Source organism: Abyssisolibacter sp. ZYX002 (genome assembly GCF_056892235.1).
In genome coordinates, this window is the sequence record NZ_JARMXH010000001.1 from 266,489 (window position 1) to 281,612 (window position 15,124).

At 31.3% G+C, this 15,124-nt stretch carries 17 protein-coding genes; 15 read left to right on the top strand and 2 right to left on the bottom strand.

The window, feature by feature from the left end:
* Positions 1-43: 43 nt before the first annotated feature.
* The 3 genes from lgt (at position 44) to P3X86_RS01220 (ending at position 1,498) form a co-directional block, all read left to right on the top strand.
* The gene (gene lgt / locus P3X86_RS01210) at positions 44-790 is read left to right on the top strand and encodes a prolipoprotein diacylglyceryl transferase (RefSeq protein WP_483290799.1); all 747 of its coding nucleotides are present in this window, start codon (positions 44-46) and stop codon (positions 788-790) included.
* Positions 791-1,101: 311 nt separating this feature from the next.
* Positions 1,102-1,245 (top strand): hypothetical protein, encoded by a 144-nt coding sequence (locus P3X86_RS01215; RefSeq protein WP_483290800.1) that lies wholly within the window; start codon positions 1,102-1,104, stop codon positions 1,243-1,245.
* Positions 1,246-1,363: 118 nt separating this feature from the next.
* Positions 1,364-1,498, top strand: coding sequence for a hypothetical protein (locus P3X86_RS01220; protein WP_483290801.1), 135 nt, complete (start codon positions 1,364-1,366; stop codon positions 1,496-1,498).
* A gap of 156 nt (positions 1,499-1,654) precedes the next feature.
* Here the strand turns inward: P3X86_RS01220 and P3X86_RS01225 are convergent, their stop codons facing one another.
* Positions 1,655-1,807, bottom strand: a complete 153-nt coding sequence (locus P3X86_RS01225) for a hypothetical protein (protein WP_483290802.1) — start codon at positions 1,805-1,807, stop codon at positions 1,655-1,657.
* Between the two features lie 89 nt (positions 1,808-1,896).
* Positions 1,897-2,040: a hypothetical protein gene (locus P3X86_RS01230; protein WP_483290803.1), complete on the bottom strand. Its 144-nt coding sequence runs from the start codon at positions 2,038-2,040 to the stop codon at positions 1,897-1,899.
* A gap of 249 nt (positions 2,041-2,289) precedes the next feature.
* Between P3X86_RS01230 and mraZ the strand changes: the two genes are divergently transcribed.
* The 12 genes from mraZ (at position 2,290) to P3X86_RS01290 (ending at position 15,121) form a co-directional block, all read left to right on the top strand.
* Positions 2,290-2,721 (top strand): division/cell wall cluster transcriptional repressor MraZ, encoded by a 432-nt coding sequence (mraZ, locus tag P3X86_RS01235; protein WP_483290804.1) that lies wholly within the window; start codon positions 2,290-2,292, stop codon positions 2,719-2,721.
* A gap of 23 nt (positions 2,722-2,744) precedes the next feature.
* Complete coding sequence (gene rsmH, locus P3X86_RS01240; protein WP_483290805.1) at positions 2,745-3,677, top strand: 16S rRNA (cytosine(1402)-N(4))-methyltransferase RsmH; 933 nt, start codon at positions 2,745-2,747, stop codon at positions 3,675-3,677.
* Between the two features lie 28 nt (positions 3,678-3,705).
* Positions 3,706-4,185 carry a hypothetical protein gene (locus P3X86_RS01245; RefSeq protein ID WP_483290806.1) on the top strand — a complete coding sequence of 160 codons (480 nt, stop codon included), beginning with the start codon at positions 3,706-3,708 and terminating at the stop codon, positions 4,183-4,185.
* Positions 4,186-4,499: 314 nt separating this feature from the next.
* Positions 4,500-6,524 carry a stage V sporulation protein D gene (locus P3X86_RS01250; RefSeq protein WP_483290807.1) on the top strand — a complete coding sequence of 675 codons (2,025 nt, stop codon included), beginning with the start codon at positions 4,500-4,502 and terminating at the stop codon, positions 6,522-6,524.
* Positions 6,525-6,888: 364 nt separating this feature from the next.
* Positions 6,889-7,863, top strand: a complete 975-nt coding sequence (gene mraY / locus P3X86_RS01255; RefSeq protein ID WP_483290808.1) for a phospho-N-acetylmuramoyl-pentapeptide-transferase — start codon at positions 6,889-6,891, stop codon at positions 7,861-7,863.
* 29 nt (positions 7,864-7,892) lie between these two features.
* Positions 7,893-9,251: a UDP-N-acetylmuramoyl-L-alanine--D-glutamate ligase gene (gene murD, locus P3X86_RS01260; RefSeq protein WP_483290809.1), complete on the top strand. Its 1,359-nt coding sequence runs from the start codon at positions 7,893-7,895 to the stop codon at positions 9,249-9,251.
* A complete protein-coding gene (gene ftsW / locus P3X86_RS01265; protein WP_483290810.1) occupies positions 9,248-10,351 on the top strand; it encodes a putative lipid II flippase FtsW in 1,104 nt (367 codons plus the stop codon). Before murD ends, ftsW begins: the two co-directional genes overlap by 4 nt.
* Before the next feature lie 5 nt (positions 10,352-10,356).
* On the top strand, positions 10,357-11,460 hold the full coding sequence (murG, locus tag P3X86_RS01270) for an undecaprenyldiphospho-muramoylpentapeptide beta-N-acetylglucosaminyltransferase (protein ID WP_483290811.1): 1,104 nt from the start codon (positions 10,357-10,359) through the stop codon (positions 11,458-11,460).
* Between the two features lie 84 nt (positions 11,461-11,544).
* The gene (murA, locus tag P3X86_RS01275) at positions 11,545-12,798 is read left to right on the top strand and encodes a UDP-N-acetylglucosamine 1-carboxyvinyltransferase (protein ID WP_483290812.1); all 1,254 of its coding nucleotides are present in this window, start codon (positions 11,545-11,547) and stop codon (positions 12,796-12,798) included.
* Positions 12,799-12,893: 95 nt separating this feature from the next.
* Complete coding sequence (locus tag P3X86_RS01280; RefSeq protein ID WP_483290813.1) at positions 12,894-13,652, top strand: cell division protein FtsQ/DivIB; 759 nt, start codon at positions 12,894-12,896, stop codon at positions 13,650-13,652.
* 9 nt (positions 13,653-13,661) lie between these two features.
* Positions 13,662-14,390 carry a DUF881 domain-containing protein gene (locus tag P3X86_RS01285; protein ID WP_483290814.1) on the top strand — a complete coding sequence of 243 codons (729 nt, stop codon included), beginning with the start codon at positions 13,662-13,664 and terminating at the stop codon, positions 14,388-14,390.
* Positions 14,391-14,404: 14 nt separating this feature from the next.
* Positions 14,405-15,121 (top strand): DUF881 domain-containing protein, encoded by a 717-nt coding sequence (locus tag P3X86_RS01290; protein WP_483290815.1) that lies wholly within the window; start codon positions 14,405-14,407, stop codon positions 15,119-15,121.
* Positions 15,122-15,124: the final 3 nt, after the last annotated feature.

Below are 15,124 nucleotides of genomic sequence, written 5' to 3' on the forward strand. Positions count from 1 at the left end.
TAGGTTATCGTAACAAGATAAATATATATTTGGAGGTATAAAGATGGATCCAGTGGCTTTTGAGATTTTTGGTATTGCTGTACGTTGGTATGGTATATTGATTTCGTTAGGATTAATACTAGGTATAGTTTTTGCACTTAGAGAATGCAGGAGAGTAGGGTTTAAAGAAGAAACTTTAATAGATTTGCTGATATTTGCAATACCAGTTTCCGTTGTAGGAGCAAGACTGTATTATGTAGCATTCCAATGGGATAACTATAAAGGTGACCTATTAAAGATACTAAACACTAGAGGTGGCGGATTAGCTATACATGGAGCAATAATTGGTGCAGTTGCTACTGCAATAATATTCTGCAAAATAAAGAAAGTTAGCTTTTGGCAAGTGGCAGATATAACAGCACCTAGTATCATTTTAGGGCAAGCAATTGGTAGATGGGGTAATTTTATTAACCATGAAGCATTCGGTACACCTACAGATTTGCCTTGGGGTATAATGATAGACGGGCAAAAAGTTCATCCAACATTTTTGTATGAATCGATATGGAATTTTCTAGTTTTTGGATTTTTGATATGGTATCGAAAAAATAAAGCAAATACTAGAGGTGAGGTTTTTATACTTTACTTGATTCTATATTCATTTGCTAGATTCTTTATAGAAGGACTTAGAACAGACAGCTTGATGTTTGGTAGCTTTAGAGTAGCTCAATTAATTAGTGCTTTAATTATAGTTGTATCAATAATCGTATTGGTTATAAGAAAGAAAAATGTAGCTAATAGAATAGATAAATAAGAACTTTGAATCTAAGGGATGTCTAGTCAGGCATCCCTTAGACTGTAGAAAAAAGCCCAATTTCTGCGTTGTTGTTAAAATTTCCGTTGCTCACTTACCTCTAAGTAAGCTCTGCTACTCAATTTTAACACGCCTTGAACTTAACCTTTTACTACAGTCTGTTATCTTGATGACTTTGTTAACAATCTAAGGGATGTCTAGTCTGACATCCCTATTTTAATGAAAATTTTTAACATGTTATTGGAACAAATTGAAGTTCATAATAATCTATATGCTATATAAATTATAAAGATAAAGAAAGGAGCATTATCATGAAAAAGCTAAACAAGAGAATCGCAGATTGTACGTTTTACATAGGAGAGGTTACAAATCATTGTCCTTGCATGGGTCTTCCAGAAGAAGCTTATGAAGCTACAGGTGGTGGAACTATACATCCAGAAGACAAAATGTACTAAATGAAAAGGAGTTAGCTCAAATTTTTGAGTAGCTCCTTATTTAATATACATGCCGCTAATTGGAACAAATTAAAACCTATTATTATCTATATATAAAAAGTAAAGGAGTGATTATGTAATGCAAAAACTGAATAAACAAATAAAAAATTATACTTACTACATAGGAGAAGTGATAAGCCACTGTCCATGTAAAGGATTACCTGAAGAAGCTTATGCTATTACTGGAGATCAAGGTGCTATAAAAATAAAATAATGTAAAAATCTATATGGCTGCTACACTAATATTTAGTGCTACAGCCATTTTTCATTTTAGGGAAATCTCGACTTTAGGAAATAGGAAAAACATTATTGCACCAAAAAATTGTACAATAAACGAACTTACAAAAGTAGATTAATTATATTTATATCTTTATGAGTTTCTAGCTATAACCCCGCCATGGCTAATAACAGTATTGATTACATCATTTGCACCATCTTGCTGAACATTTTTACAAAAACAATTGCAAGTTTTATTAAGCGTTATAGTTGATTGTTGTATTTTATTTTTCTTTAAGGATTTCATGATATTCTTCCTTTCTTCTAAATTTTATTAATATACTGTTAGTTTACACCAATTACACAGCAGACTCGAATTTTAAGTAGTGGTATTGTTTAATTCCCTGGTGGATCTAATAAAGTGCGAATCGAAATAAAAGTTTTGTCATCTGCTATAGCTTTATTATTATAACAATTACAACTACATTTTGTTGGTAAAAAAACTTCTAAGCTAGATGTTTTTTTAAATAGTTTTTTCATTAAAATCTCTCCTTTCGTTCAAATTTATATTTATAAGATTAACAACTATAGGCAAATGTTCCTATATTTAAGAAAACAAAACTATATAAGTAAGAGTTTGTGCGTAACTAGGACATTGTTCCTAGTTTTAATCATGTTTAAATTTAATAAACAAATTAGAAGGATTTTTAAACTTTTTATAGAAAACAAATAGTAATGTGGTTTAAAGTGGTGCAAAGTGGAGTGGATTCCCTAAAATGAGGTGTAATAATGTTTATTGGTGAATATTCTCATAATATTGATAAAAAAGGAAGAATTATTATACCTTCTAAGTTCAGAGATGAACTTGGGGAAACATTTATTATGACCAAAGGACTTGATAATTGTCTTTTTATATATCCTCAAAGTGAATGGGATATATTAGTGGAAAAGTTAAAGACACTACCTATTACTAGGAAAGATGCTAGAGCTTTTGTGAGATTCTTTTTTTCTGGGGCTTGTGAATGTGATCTCGATAAGCAGGGAAGAATATTAGTACCAGCAAATTTGAGAAAACATGCTAAATTAGAAAAAGAAACTATAGTAATAGGAGTTTCAGGTAGAGTAGAGATATGGGATAAGACTTCATGGGATAACTACAATGATGATGAAGATTTAAGTTATGAAAGCATTGCAGAAAAAATGGCTGAACTAGGAATATAAAGATATAGATGAGGTGGATTGAGTTGGAATTAAAGCACGTTTCGGTGTTATTAGATGAATGTATTGAGAATTTAAATATAAAAAGTGATGGTATTTATGTAGATGGAACACTAGGTGGTGCTGGACATTCTAAACATATACTACAAAAACTCAATAAAGGGAAACTTATAGGCATAGATCAAGATTTGTATGCATTAAAAAGAGCTAAAGAAAGACTTAACGAATATGAAGGAAAAGTTGAGTTCATGCACAGTAACTTTAAGAATATAAAGAATGTTTTAAATGATTTAGGTATAGATAAAGTAGATGGAATACTACTAGATTTGGGAGTATCATCATTTCAGTTAGATGATACTGATAGAGGTTTTTCGTTTCATAATGATGCTAGATTAGATATGAGAATGAATAAAACAAGTGATTTCTCTGCATGGAACGTTGTAAACGAATACTCTAAAGAAGAATTAACTAGAATCATCAAACAATATGGAGAAGAACGTTGGGCTAGTAGGATAGCAGAGTTCATTGTTAATGAAAGAGTTACTGGTGATATAAATACTACATTAGAACTAGTTAATGTTATAAAAAAAGCTATTCCAAAAAAAGTTAGAATGGAAGGACCACATCCAGCTAGAAGAACATTCCAAGCTATTAGGATTGAAGTAAACAACGAACTTGAGATTTTAAGACAAGCTATTATGGATATGTGTGATTGTTTAAACAAAGATGGCCGACTATGTATCATAACGTTCCATTCACTAGAAGATAGGATCGTTAAAGAGACTTTTAAATACTTAAATAAGGATTGTGTATGTCCTAAAGAAGTGCCAATATGCATTTGTAATAAAAAAAGAGAGCTAAAGATTATAACTAGGAAACCTATTATACCAAGTGATGAAGAAATTAATGAAAATAGTAGATCAAGAAGTGCAAAATTAAGGGTTGGACAGAAAGTATAAGTTCTAAAAGATACGGAGGTTGAATAAATTGTTAGTAGCAAAAAGGCAAGTAAAAGAATATGATACTAGTTATAAATCGAAACCAAAACCAACTGTAACTACAAAAAGAAGAAAAGTTACTAAGAAGAAAACACAAAATAAAATGCTTGTTAGAAGCAAGGTGAAGGTAGTGATAGGTTCGATATTGGTGTTTTCATTGTGTATTGGGATGCTTCTTTTAAATGCAAATATATCTAGTTTGAATTACAAATTACTTAGCTTAAAAGATCACAAAAAAGAATTAATAGAAAAAAGAAATTTACTTGAAATAGAAATAGATAAAGTAAAGCAATCTGATTGGATAGAAGAAGCCGCGATTAATTCTGGTTTGATTTATCCAACTAAAGAACAAAAAATATATGTCAGTGTCAATGATATCATAGATGACAATCAAGAAGACAAAACTGAGAAAAAAGATACTTTTTTAAAGTCAACATTTAATAAATTGCTAGGATTCATTAATAATTAAATAATTTCTGATTAACAAATAGATAATCAAAATTTAACCTAAAATATTCAAAGTAAATTGAAATTTAGGTTCTAAATACTAAAGTGGATTATGTGGAGATGCAGGAATATATCTCCTAGCCATATGACTTATAATATACAGGGGCTGTCTTACAATGGTAAAACATGGCGTTGCCCAAACATTACGCTATATGCAAATCATGTATATCTGTGTAAAATTCAATGCCTTGGACTTTATCTGATTTGAAACAGCCCTCGGGGGTGTCTCAATAGACACCCTTTGGTTATTTATTCTATTTGTTAAGGGGGAAATTTATGAATATAGCAAATGTGACAACGAGGAAAAGAATATTCATAATGCTAGTAGTTGCTATTGTAGTTTTTGTATTGCTAGTTGGAAGGTTGTCTCAGATACAGATACTGGATGGTGATAAGCTTAGAAATGAAGCTTTAGAGCAGTGGACTAAGGATATACCAGTTAGGCCTAAAAGAGGAACCATATACGATAGAAACGGCAAAGTGATGGCCACTAATATAAATCTTGATACAGTATGGTGTAGACCAGCTGACATAACTAATCCTAAAAAAACAGCTAGCGTTTTATCTCAGTTATTAGAAATGGATGAAGAGAAAATTTATAAACTCATAACTAAGAAACAGAGCTTAGTAGAGATAAAGAGATGGATAGAAAAAGATATATCAAATAAAATAAGAAAACAATACTTAAAAGGCATAGAAATTGTCGACGACAATAAAAGATACTATACATATGGGCAAATAGCATCACATATTATCGGTCATACTGATAGTGACAACAAGGGGCAATATGGCGTTGAAAGGACGTATAATAAAGAATTAGAAGGGGTATCAGGTAGATGGATAAAGACTGTTGATGCAAAACAAAAAGAGTTACCTTATGGTAATGAAAGACTATATGAAGCAAAGAATGGTCAAAATTTGGTATTAACGTTAGATGAAACTATACAACATTTTGCAGAAAAAGCTGCTTATGAAGCTTTAGTAAAAAATAAAGCTAAACATGCTTCTATAATAATAATGGATCCTAAAACTGGAGATATTTTAGCTATGGCAACAAAGCCTGACTATAATTTAAATGACAAGAATACCTTACAGTATAATCCAGAAAGTCCATGGGAGCTATTGACTGAAGATCAAAAAGAAGTATGGGATAATAAACCTTGGGTTGATAAAAGTAAACAAATATTTGATGCATGGAGAAATTTTCCTGTGAATGATAATTATGAGCCTGGATCTACATTTAAAATTATCACTGCTGCTGCGGGACTAGAAGAGGGAGTAGTAAATAAGGACAGTAGATTTCATTGTGATGGCTTTGTAAGACAAGTAAAAAGTTATAAGCCTATAAAATGTTGGAGGTATTACAATCCTCATGGTAGTCAAACTTTTCTGGAAGGTGTGCAGAATTCATGCAATGAGGTTTTTGTAGAAGTTGGTCTTAGAGTTGGAGCTAAGAAAATGTACGATTATATTAAAGCATTTGGATTTGGTAAAAAAACTGGAATCAGATTAACAGGAGAACAATCAGGAATAATACCTGCTGACGTTAAATATATAAAGGAAATCAATTTAGCAACTATTTCATTTGGTCAAGGTATTGCAGTAACACCTATACAGCTATTAACAGCGGTTTCGGCAATAGCTAATGGTGGGAATTTGATGAAACCAAGAATAGTTAAAGAAATAGTTGATGACGAAGGTAACTTAATAAAAGAAAATAAAACTAAGGTGGTTAGGAGAGTTGTATCTGAGAAAACTTCAAAAACGTTACTTGAAATACTCGAAAGTGTAGTTTCAGTAGGTACTGGTAAAAAAGCATATGTAAAAGGATATCATGTTGGTGGTAAGACAGGTACGGCCCAAAAGGTTATTGATGGAAGATATGCTCAAGGAAGATATATAGCATCATTTATGGCTGTAGCACCTGCGTATGATCCGCAAATATGTGCATTAATAATTATAGATGAACCAACAAATGGAATATATTATGGAGGTCAAATAGCAGCACCTGTTGCAGGAGCGGTTGTAGAGGATACTCTGAAATATCTGAATTTAAAACCAAGATATACTGAGGAAGAATTAAACAGTATTGAAAAAAACAATTTGAAAGTACCGGATGTTAGGAATAAGACAATTACCGAAGCAGGTAAAATGCTTAGTTCTATGGGATTGAAATACAATACAGATATAGTTGATGTCAAAAAAGGAGATATAGTAATAGATCAATACCCATTGCCTGGAACAACAGTTAAAAAAGGGCATTTGATGGAATTATATATAAATGGTAAACAAGTTAACTAATGTATTAATATATGTGTTATAATTGAGGTTAGGGCTGTTTTACATAGAGATATTAAATGTGTTATACCAGTGTTACTTTAAAACTATTTTCTAACAGCCCTTTTAGGTGTTTTGCTATATGCTTTGAAGCTTTGCTGCCTATTTAAAAACTTATTTTAGAATTATCATATATTGGTAATAATTATATATATAAGAAATATTTGAACATATTATGCTGGTGTTTTTTATAGAGGATTTGACTTTTTTTTATAGAACAATACAATATACTCATAAATTTAATCATAATATAATATGAAAAAAATCAAGTAGGCTGTATAATATATATGACACTACTGATGCATTTAACATGAGAGGAGATTTAAGTATGATAGAATATAAAGATATAATAAGAACGGTGATTATATCTTTCGCCATAATGTTGATATTAGGACCATTAGTTATACCAATGTTAAGAAGATTGAAGGTTGGTCAAAGTATTAGAGAAGAAGGACCTCAGAGGCATCTTTCTAAAAGTGGCACACCAACTATGGGTGGAATAATGATATTGTTAGCGGTATTGATTACAACAGTATCTTCTGGGACTTATAATAAGGATTTGATGGTATTATTCATTTTTACTATTGCAAACGGACTATTAGGTTTTATAGATGATTTTATAAAGGTTGTTCTAAAAAGAAATCTAGGATTAAAAGCATATCAGAAGTTACTAGGACAAGTCATAATAGCTGTAGGACTTGCTGTCTATCAATCTCACAATTCAGCGATGGGTACTAAAATATTCATACCATTTACAGAAAATTATCTAGTAGATTTAGGGCCCCTTTACGTTCCGTTTATTGTATTTGTAATAGTTGGAACAGTGAATAGTGTAAACTTAACCGATGGTTTGGATGGATTAGCATCTGGAGTTACTTTGATAGTAATGTCATTTTTTAGTCTTATTTCTTTAAAGCTAGGGTATGACAGCATAGCTATATTTAGCTGTGCTTTAGCAGGTGCATGTTTGGGTTTTTTGAGATACAATGCTTTCCCAGCAAAGGTTTTTATGGGAGATTTAGGGAGTCTCTCTTTAGGAGGAGCTGTTGCAGGTGCAGCGGTACTGCTCAATTTACCATTAATACTCCCTATAGTTGGAGGTATATATTTTGCTGAAACACTATCAGTAATAATACAAGTAATATCTTTTAAAACGACTGGTAAAAGAGTATTTAAAATGAGTCCTCTTCACCATCATTATGAGTTAAAGGGATGGTCTGAGGTTAAAGTTGTAGCAGTGTTTTGGACAGTAACAGCGTTACTATGTATAGTAGGGGTTTATGGAGTAGGCTATATAATATAAATTAAATAATGTTAGTAGGTGAATCGATGTTGAAAAATAAGAAAATTTTAGTTCTAGGATTAGGAATTTCTGGAGTTTCAAGTGCGAAGTCGTTATGTAAGTTAGGTGCAGAGGTTGTTGTGTGTGATAGTAAATCTAGTGAACAACTTACAAAATACATAAATGACCTAAAGGACTATGATATAGAGTATCATCTTGGTACAAACAATATAGATGTAAAAGATATAGATTTAGTTGTAAAAAGCCCTGGAGTACCTTTAGGTGTAGAGATACTAAAAAAAGCTAGAGAAAAGAATATAGAGATAGTAACTGATATAGAACTTGCTTATAGAATGTCAGATAATACAATGGTAGCTATAACAGGAACTAATGGTAAAACAACAACTACAGCTCTTATAGGAGAAATGCTTAAGGGGGCAAATGAAAAAGTACATGTTACTGGTAATATAGGAGTTGGTATATTATGGGAAGTGGTTAACTGTGAAAAAAATGATATATTTGTTATTGAATGCAGTAGCTTCCAACTTGAAAATACAAGCAAATTTAAACCAAAGATTAGCGTATTTACGAACATAACACCTGACCATCTGAAATGGCACGGTAGTTTTGAAAACTATATGAACGCTAAGAAAAAAATATATGCTAATCAAGATTTGTATGATTACACAGTGCTAAACTATGATGATAAACTTTTAAGAAATATCAGTGATGAAATCAATTCAAATATAATATACTTTAGCACTGAGGAAAAAATTGCTAATGGCATATATGTTGATGGAAATGATATTATAGTAAATATAGATGGACACAGTAAAAAACTTATGAAATGTAATGATATCAGAATAATAGGAAAGCATAACCTAGAAAATTCCTTGGCAGCAATTGCTGTTTCGTGGATTTTAGGGGTTGATAAAGAAGTAATAAAAGATACATTACAAAGCTTTAAAACTGATGAACACAGACTAGAAGAAGTAGATACTATAAATGGAGTAACTTACTATAATGATTCAAAGGGTACAAATCTTGATTCATCTATAAAAGCATTAGAGGCAGTAGCTAGTCCTATTGTATTAATTGCTGGAGGGTATGATAAAGGTTATGACTTTAAAGAATTCATAAGTGCTTTTAATGGTAAAGTAGAAACACTGATATTGATGGGAGAGACAGCAAAACAAATAGAAAATACAGCCATAAATTTAGGATTTTCTAATATATATATAGTAGAGGATATGAAGGAAGCGGTAAGTACTGCTTACTCATTTGCTAAAGATGGTTACAATGTATTACTATCTCCAGCTTGTGCTAGTTGGGATATGTATAGTAATTTTGAGCAAAGAGGTAATCATTTTAAAAAATGTGTTAATGATTTAAGGAGGTCTAATGAATGACCCAGAAAAAATCAAGTGATTTTATGTTATTAATAGCTGTGATTTTTCTAGTTTTTATTGGTATTGTAATGGTATTTAGTTCTAGTTATCCTGATGCATACGGGAAATTTAACGATCCCTATTTTTTCTTAAAGAAGCAACTTAAAAATGCTGTTGTTGGTGTAGTAGCAATGATATTTTTTATGAATCTAAACTATAGAGTGCTACAAAAATTGAGTAATGTGATTTTTATAGGATGTTTAGGACTTACAGCATTGTTGTTTACACCTATGGGGATAGTAATAAAAGGTGGAAGAAGATGGATAGATTTGGGTGTTACTACTTTTATGCCATCTGAATCTATGAAACTAGGGGCAATAATACTTTTATGTGCATTTTTGTCTCGTAAAAAAGACATTATAAAAGACTTTAAAATGGGAGTAATTCCATCACTAATGATAATTGGAGTTGCTTGTGGGTCTATAATTATACAGAAAGATTTAAGTACCTGTGCAGTACTAGGAATGGCATTAGGGATAATACTATTTTTAGCAGGTATGAAGATGTATCAATTAGTAGCATTAGGTTTTGCTGGTATAATGGCAGCTACAGGTGCAATATTAGCTGAGGGCTTTAGAATTAACAGGGTAGTTTCTTTTCTAGATCCATTTGCTTATAAAACATCTACTGGCTGGCAGGCTGTTCAATCACTATATGCACTAGGTTCTGGCGGATTATTTGGCTTAGGATTAGGGCAAAGCAGACAGAAGTTTTTTTACATACCAGAGCCATATAATGATTTTATATTTTCCATTATAGGTGAAGAATTAGGGTTTATAGGATGCATATTAGTTATTCTATTGATGCTAGTAATTATATGGAGAGGTATCAAAATATCTCTAGGGGCAAAAGATATGTTCGGATGTCTTTTGGCAGCAGGTATAGTTGCACTGTTTACCGTTCAATCTATTGTACATATAGCGGTTGTAACTTCATCTATGCCACCAACAGGTATACCATTGCCGTTTGTTAGCGAGGGAGGTACATCGCTATTAATGTACTTGTCGGCAGCAGGTATATTGTTAAACATATCTAAATATGACAGCATAAATAGGAGTTGAGATAGATGAAAGTATTAATTACAGGTGGAGGTACTGGAGGACATATTTATCCTGCACTGTCAATTGCTAAAAAAATAAAAAAGGAAATAAAAGATGTCAAGATATTGTACGTAGGAACTGAAAAAAGTATGGAAAGTGAATTGGTTCCTAGGGAAGGTTTTGATTTTAAGACTATTAGAGTTGAAGGGTTTAGAAGAAAGTTATCTATAGGTACAATTAAGACTGTAAATAAGATGTTTAAGGGTATAAATGATGCAAGAAAGATTATAAAAGTATTTAAGCCTGATATAGTTATAGGTACTGGAGGATATGTGTGTGGACCTGTAGTGTTGGTAGCCTCACTAATGAAAATACCGACTGTTATTCATGAACAAAATGCATTTCCGGGCGCAACAAATAGGATATTGTCACGTTTTGTTGATAGTATTGCCTGTAGTTTCGAGGAGAGCAAAAAATATTTTAAACATAAAAGTAAGATTACCATAACAGGTAATCCTATAAGAGAAGATTTCTTTGAGATTGATAAAGTTGATGCTTCAAATAAGTTAAGTATAGATGGCGATAAAAAAACGGTTGTAAGTTTTGGAGGTAGCGGAGGACAGAGAAGTTTGAATAAAGCTATGGTACACGTAGTAAAGAGACTTAACAAGCTATCTGATATACAACTAATACACGTAACAGGTAAAGGACACTATGATGAATTTATCAAACAACTTAAGGAAGCAGGAGTTAATAATTTAAATAAATCTATTAGAATATTACCATATATGTATGACATGCCAGAAGCTATGGCAGTGGCAGATTTAATTATTGGGAGTGGAGGAGCTATCACTATAGCGGAGTTTACTGCTGTAGGAGTGCCTACGATTCTCATACCAAAGGCGTATACTACTGAGAATCATCAAGAGTATAATGCTAGAGCACTAGAGGAAAAAGGGGCAAGTGTTGTTTTATTAGAAAAAGAGCTAACTGGAGAGTTACTTTACAAAAATATACACACACTGTTGAATGATAAAGAAAGACTAGCAGATATGAGAGAGGCTTCAAAAAGACTAGGCAAAAGAGAATCAATAGATGATATCTATCAGTTAATAAAAAGCCACATATAGCCAGAGTAGTAACACCTTCATTTTAATATGCATACTATGATTATATATTGTTTACATAGCTTTGCATAATCTGGAGGTGTAATGATGACAAGATATATAGTAGAAGGTGGAAGAAGATTGGTAGGAGAAATTTCTATCAATGGAGCTAAAAATTCTGTTCTTCCTATTCTAGCTGCTACTATTATTAATAATGGATTTAGTACTATTATGAATGTACCATTAATAAATGATTTCAAAATAATGATGAAGATACTAAATAATATTGGATGTAAAGTAAGTAGAGTTGGAGATATTGTATCAGTTAATTCTAAAAATATTAGTACTGTAAAAATTCCGGAAGATTTAGTTAGAGAAATGAGATCATCTATAATATTAATGGGAGCGATGCTTAGCAGATGTGGTGAGGTTAAGATATCTCATCCAGGTGGATGTGAGATAGGGACTAGACCAATTGATTTGCATCTGAAAGCATTAAAGCAGCTAGGTGTTGAAATTAATGAATCATATGGATTCATAGAATGTAAAGCAAGTAAACTTATTGGTAGTGACATATTACTTGATTATCCAAGCGTTGGTGCAACTGAGAACATAATGCTTGCCGCTGTAAAAGCTAAGGGGCTGACTGTTATAAGGAATGCAGCTAAAGAGCCTGAAATAGTAGATTTGCAAAACTATTTAAACAAAGCAGGTGGTAAAATTTACGGAGCAGGAACAAGCGTGATAAGGATTGAAGGAGTAAATGAACTTAAGAGTGTTGAATATTCAATTATTCCTGATAGAATAGTTGCGGGGACATATATGACTGCAGCAGCTATAACAAATGGAGAGATTGTGTTAAAAAATATAGACACTGAACATATACAATCTATTATATCTAAGTTGAGAGAAGCAGGATGTAAAATATATAGTAACTGCACTACTTTAAAAATTGTTGGACCTAAAGAGATTCAGGCAATTGAATCAATCAAAACATCACCTTATCCGGGATATCCAACAGATATGCAAGCACAAATGATGGCAGTGCTAACTATATCAAATGGCACTAGTTTGATAACTGAGACTATATTTGAAAACAGATACAAACATGTTCCAGAGCTTACAAGAATGGGAGCTAATATAACAACAATAGATAGAGTTGCTGTTATTAAAGGAGTTAAAAAGCTTACAGGTGCAAAGGTAACTGCAAAAGATTTAAGAGGCGGAGCAAGCCTTGTTCTTGCAGGACTCGCAGCTGAAGGCATTACTGAGATAGATAATATATATCATACAGAAAGAGGATATGATATGTTAGACGTGAATCTAAGAAAACTGGGTGCTGTTATTAAGAGAGTTGATTAAAAGTAAAATAAAAAAGTTCTATAGCGGGTTACTGCTTTAGTCTTTTTTGTTAAAAATAATACGTACAAGCTATATTATGTTTATGGAGTGATCAGATGGCATCTAAGGCTGTAAATAGGAAAATAAAGAGAAGAAAAAGAAAGTTCAAGCTTTTTATATTTTTTATGTTAATAGCAACATCAATATATTTGATGTTTAATACAAAATACTTTAATATTGAGGAAATAGTAGTAGTAGGTAATTCTCAAATTGAGACTGATAAAATAGTACTCTTATCTGGGATAGAAAAGGGGATTAATATATTCAAATTAAGAAAAAATGCTGTAGTTGAGAATATAAAAATGCACCCATATATAAAAGGAGTAAGTGTAGATAGAGATTTACCAAAAAAAGTTGTTATAAATATACTTGAAAGAAAAGAAGCTTTTGTGATAAAATCTTTAGATTCCTATATCTATGCTGATGATGAAGGAAAAGTACTAAGTGTATTATCAGATAAAAAAGATGTAGATCTAATAAAACTTAGTAATTTTGCTATTACCAATGTTATTATTGGGCAAAATCTAAAATTAGAAGAAGATATAACAATGAAAGAAATACTTGATTTCATGAAAAAATGTAAAATAGTTAAATTACATGATAAATTAACCGTTATAAACAAAAATGAAAATCAACAAATAGAATTGTTATTAAAAAATGGATTGGTTGTTGAATTTGGTAAACTGAGAAATATAAACCATAAGCTTTCATTTTTAGTATCAATACTAGAAGATTTAAAGAGTAAAAATATTAATAACGGAATAATAAGTTTTAACAAAGGTAAAAATCCAGTATTTATGCCAACTAACAAATAGGAGGAGATTATGAACAATGCAAAAAACAAACTTGCTATTGGAATAGTATGTATATTTTTAGGCTTAATAATATCATTACAATTTAGAACAGTAAATAGAGTTGTAGGTAAAGGAAATCTCATCGGTAACAGAGCTAGGGAGCTATCAGCTGAAGGAGAAAAATTACTAAAAGACAAAGAGGAACTTATAAAACAATTAGAAGAATGTAATAATAAAATTAAAAAATATGAAGAAGATGCATCCAAAGAGAATGTTTACATTGAAGAATTAACTAAAGAAAAACAAAAATTGAAAATGATAGCAGGGTTGGAAACGGTTGAGGGCCCAGGAATAGAACTTACTATAGATGATCCTGATATAGAAGTCCTAATTGGTGATAATACAAGCTATTTTGTCTATAATTATGATACAATAATGACAATAATAAGTTTTTTGAACACTGCCGAAGCGGAAGCTATTTCAATAAATGGGTTGAGATATACTAATTATACCGAAATACTACCAGTTGGCAATCACCTTAATATTAACAGGGTATCTATAGGTGCTCCTATAGTTATAAAAGCTATAGGAAAGCCAGATAAATTAGAAGCGGCACTTGTATTTAAAGGAGGTATTATTGACAACCTAAAGAAAAACGAACTACAAGTCGATATAAAGCAGAAAGATAAGGTAACAATAGAAGGTTATAAAAATATTGTAGATTTCAGGTATGCACAACCAGCAGAAAATAATCAATAGAATGGAGTATCGTTATGAAGAAAATAGTTTATAATAAAATTATTTTATTTATTGCTGGGTTAGTTGTAGGATTATTTGTTATAGTTCAATACAGACAAGGTGGTTTTAGTTATTATTTCGTTTCAATAAATTCAGTAAAAGAGATGCAACATGAAATTATGACTACAAAAGATGAAATGAAAAATCTAGAAAAACTAATATCAAAAAAGAAAAGAGAACTAAAACGAATACAGGATGCTGTTGACAAAGGCAATGTTGTAAACATGCTAAATGAAAAAATAGCTAATGTTAAAAATGTTGCAGGAATGTCAAATCTAAGAGGTCAGGGGATAATGATAAGGATAACCGATGGCAATAGAGAAAATGAAGAAGAGGACTTAAGAAAGTATGTAGTACATGATGCAGATATATTAAACATAATCAATGACTTAAAAGCGGCAGGTGCTGAAGCAATAAGTATAAAGGGACAAAGAGTATTATCATTTTCAGAGATACAATGTGGAGGACCTATAATATGGGTTAACAGAAGGGCAGTAGTGGCTCCTTTTGTTATAAATGTAATAGGGAACCCTAAGCAGTTATATGCAGCAATAAATGCACCAGGAACTAATGGCGATAGATTAAAGATGTATCTAAACATTAGTACTAAAATAAGTGATAATATATTTGTGCCTAAATACAATTATGATGTTGATTATGATTATGCTAAACCTATAAGTGAGGGTGATTAATTA

What these genes read in the sequence shown, in the direction of transcription:
- P3X86_RS01290 (WP_483290815.1), top strand. Translation starts at nt 14,405, where the DNA reads ATGAAGAAAATAGTTTATAATAAAATTATTTTATTTATTGCTGGGTTA.
- P3X86_RS01215 (WP_483290800.1), top strand. Translation starts at nt 1,102, where the DNA reads ATGAAAAAGCTAAACAAGAGAATCGCAGATTGTACGTTTTACATAGGA.
- mraZ (WP_483290804.1), top strand. Translation starts at nt 2,290, where the DNA reads ATGTTTATTGGTGAATATTCTCATAATATTGATAAAAAAGGAAGAATT.
- P3X86_RS01230 (WP_483290803.1), bottom strand. Translation starts at nt 2,040, where the DNA reads ATGAAAAAACTATTTAAAAAAACATCTAGCTTAGAAGTTTTTTTACCA.
- mraY (WP_483290808.1), top strand. Translation starts at nt 6,889, where the DNA reads ATGATAGAATATAAAGATATAATAAGAACGGTGATTATATCTTTCGCC.
- P3X86_RS01225 (WP_483290802.1), bottom strand. Translation starts at nt 1,807, where the DNA reads ATGAAATCCTTAAAGAAAAATAAAATACAACAATCAACTATAACGCTT.
- lgt (WP_483290799.1), top strand. Translation starts at nt 44, where the DNA reads ATGGATCCAGTGGCTTTTGAGATTTTTGGTATTGCTGTACGTTGGTAT.
- P3X86_RS01250 (WP_483290807.1), top strand. Translation starts at nt 4,500, where the DNA reads ATGAATATAGCAAATGTGACAACGAGGAAAAGAATATTCATAATGCTA.
- P3X86_RS01285 (WP_483290814.1), top strand. Translation starts at nt 13,662, where the DNA reads ATGAACAATGCAAAAAACAAACTTGCTATTGGAATAGTATGTATATTT.
- P3X86_RS01280 (WP_483290813.1), top strand. Translation starts at nt 12,894, where the DNA reads ATGGCATCTAAGGCTGTAAATAGGAAAATAAAGAGAAGAAAAAGAAAG.
- P3X86_RS01220 (WP_483290801.1), top strand. Translation starts at nt 1,364, where the DNA reads ATGCAAAAACTGAATAAACAAATAAAAAATTATACTTACTACATAGGA.
- murG (WP_483290811.1), top strand. Translation starts at nt 10,357, where the DNA reads ATGAAAGTATTAATTACAGGTGGAGGTACTGGAGGACATATTTATCCT.
- ftsW (WP_483290810.1), top strand. Translation starts at nt 9,248, where the DNA reads ATGACCCAGAAAAAATCAAGTGATTTTATGTTATTAATAGCTGTGATT.
- murA (WP_483290812.1), top strand. Translation starts at nt 11,545, where the DNA reads ATGACAAGATATATAGTAGAAGGTGGAAGAAGATTGGTAGGAGAAATT.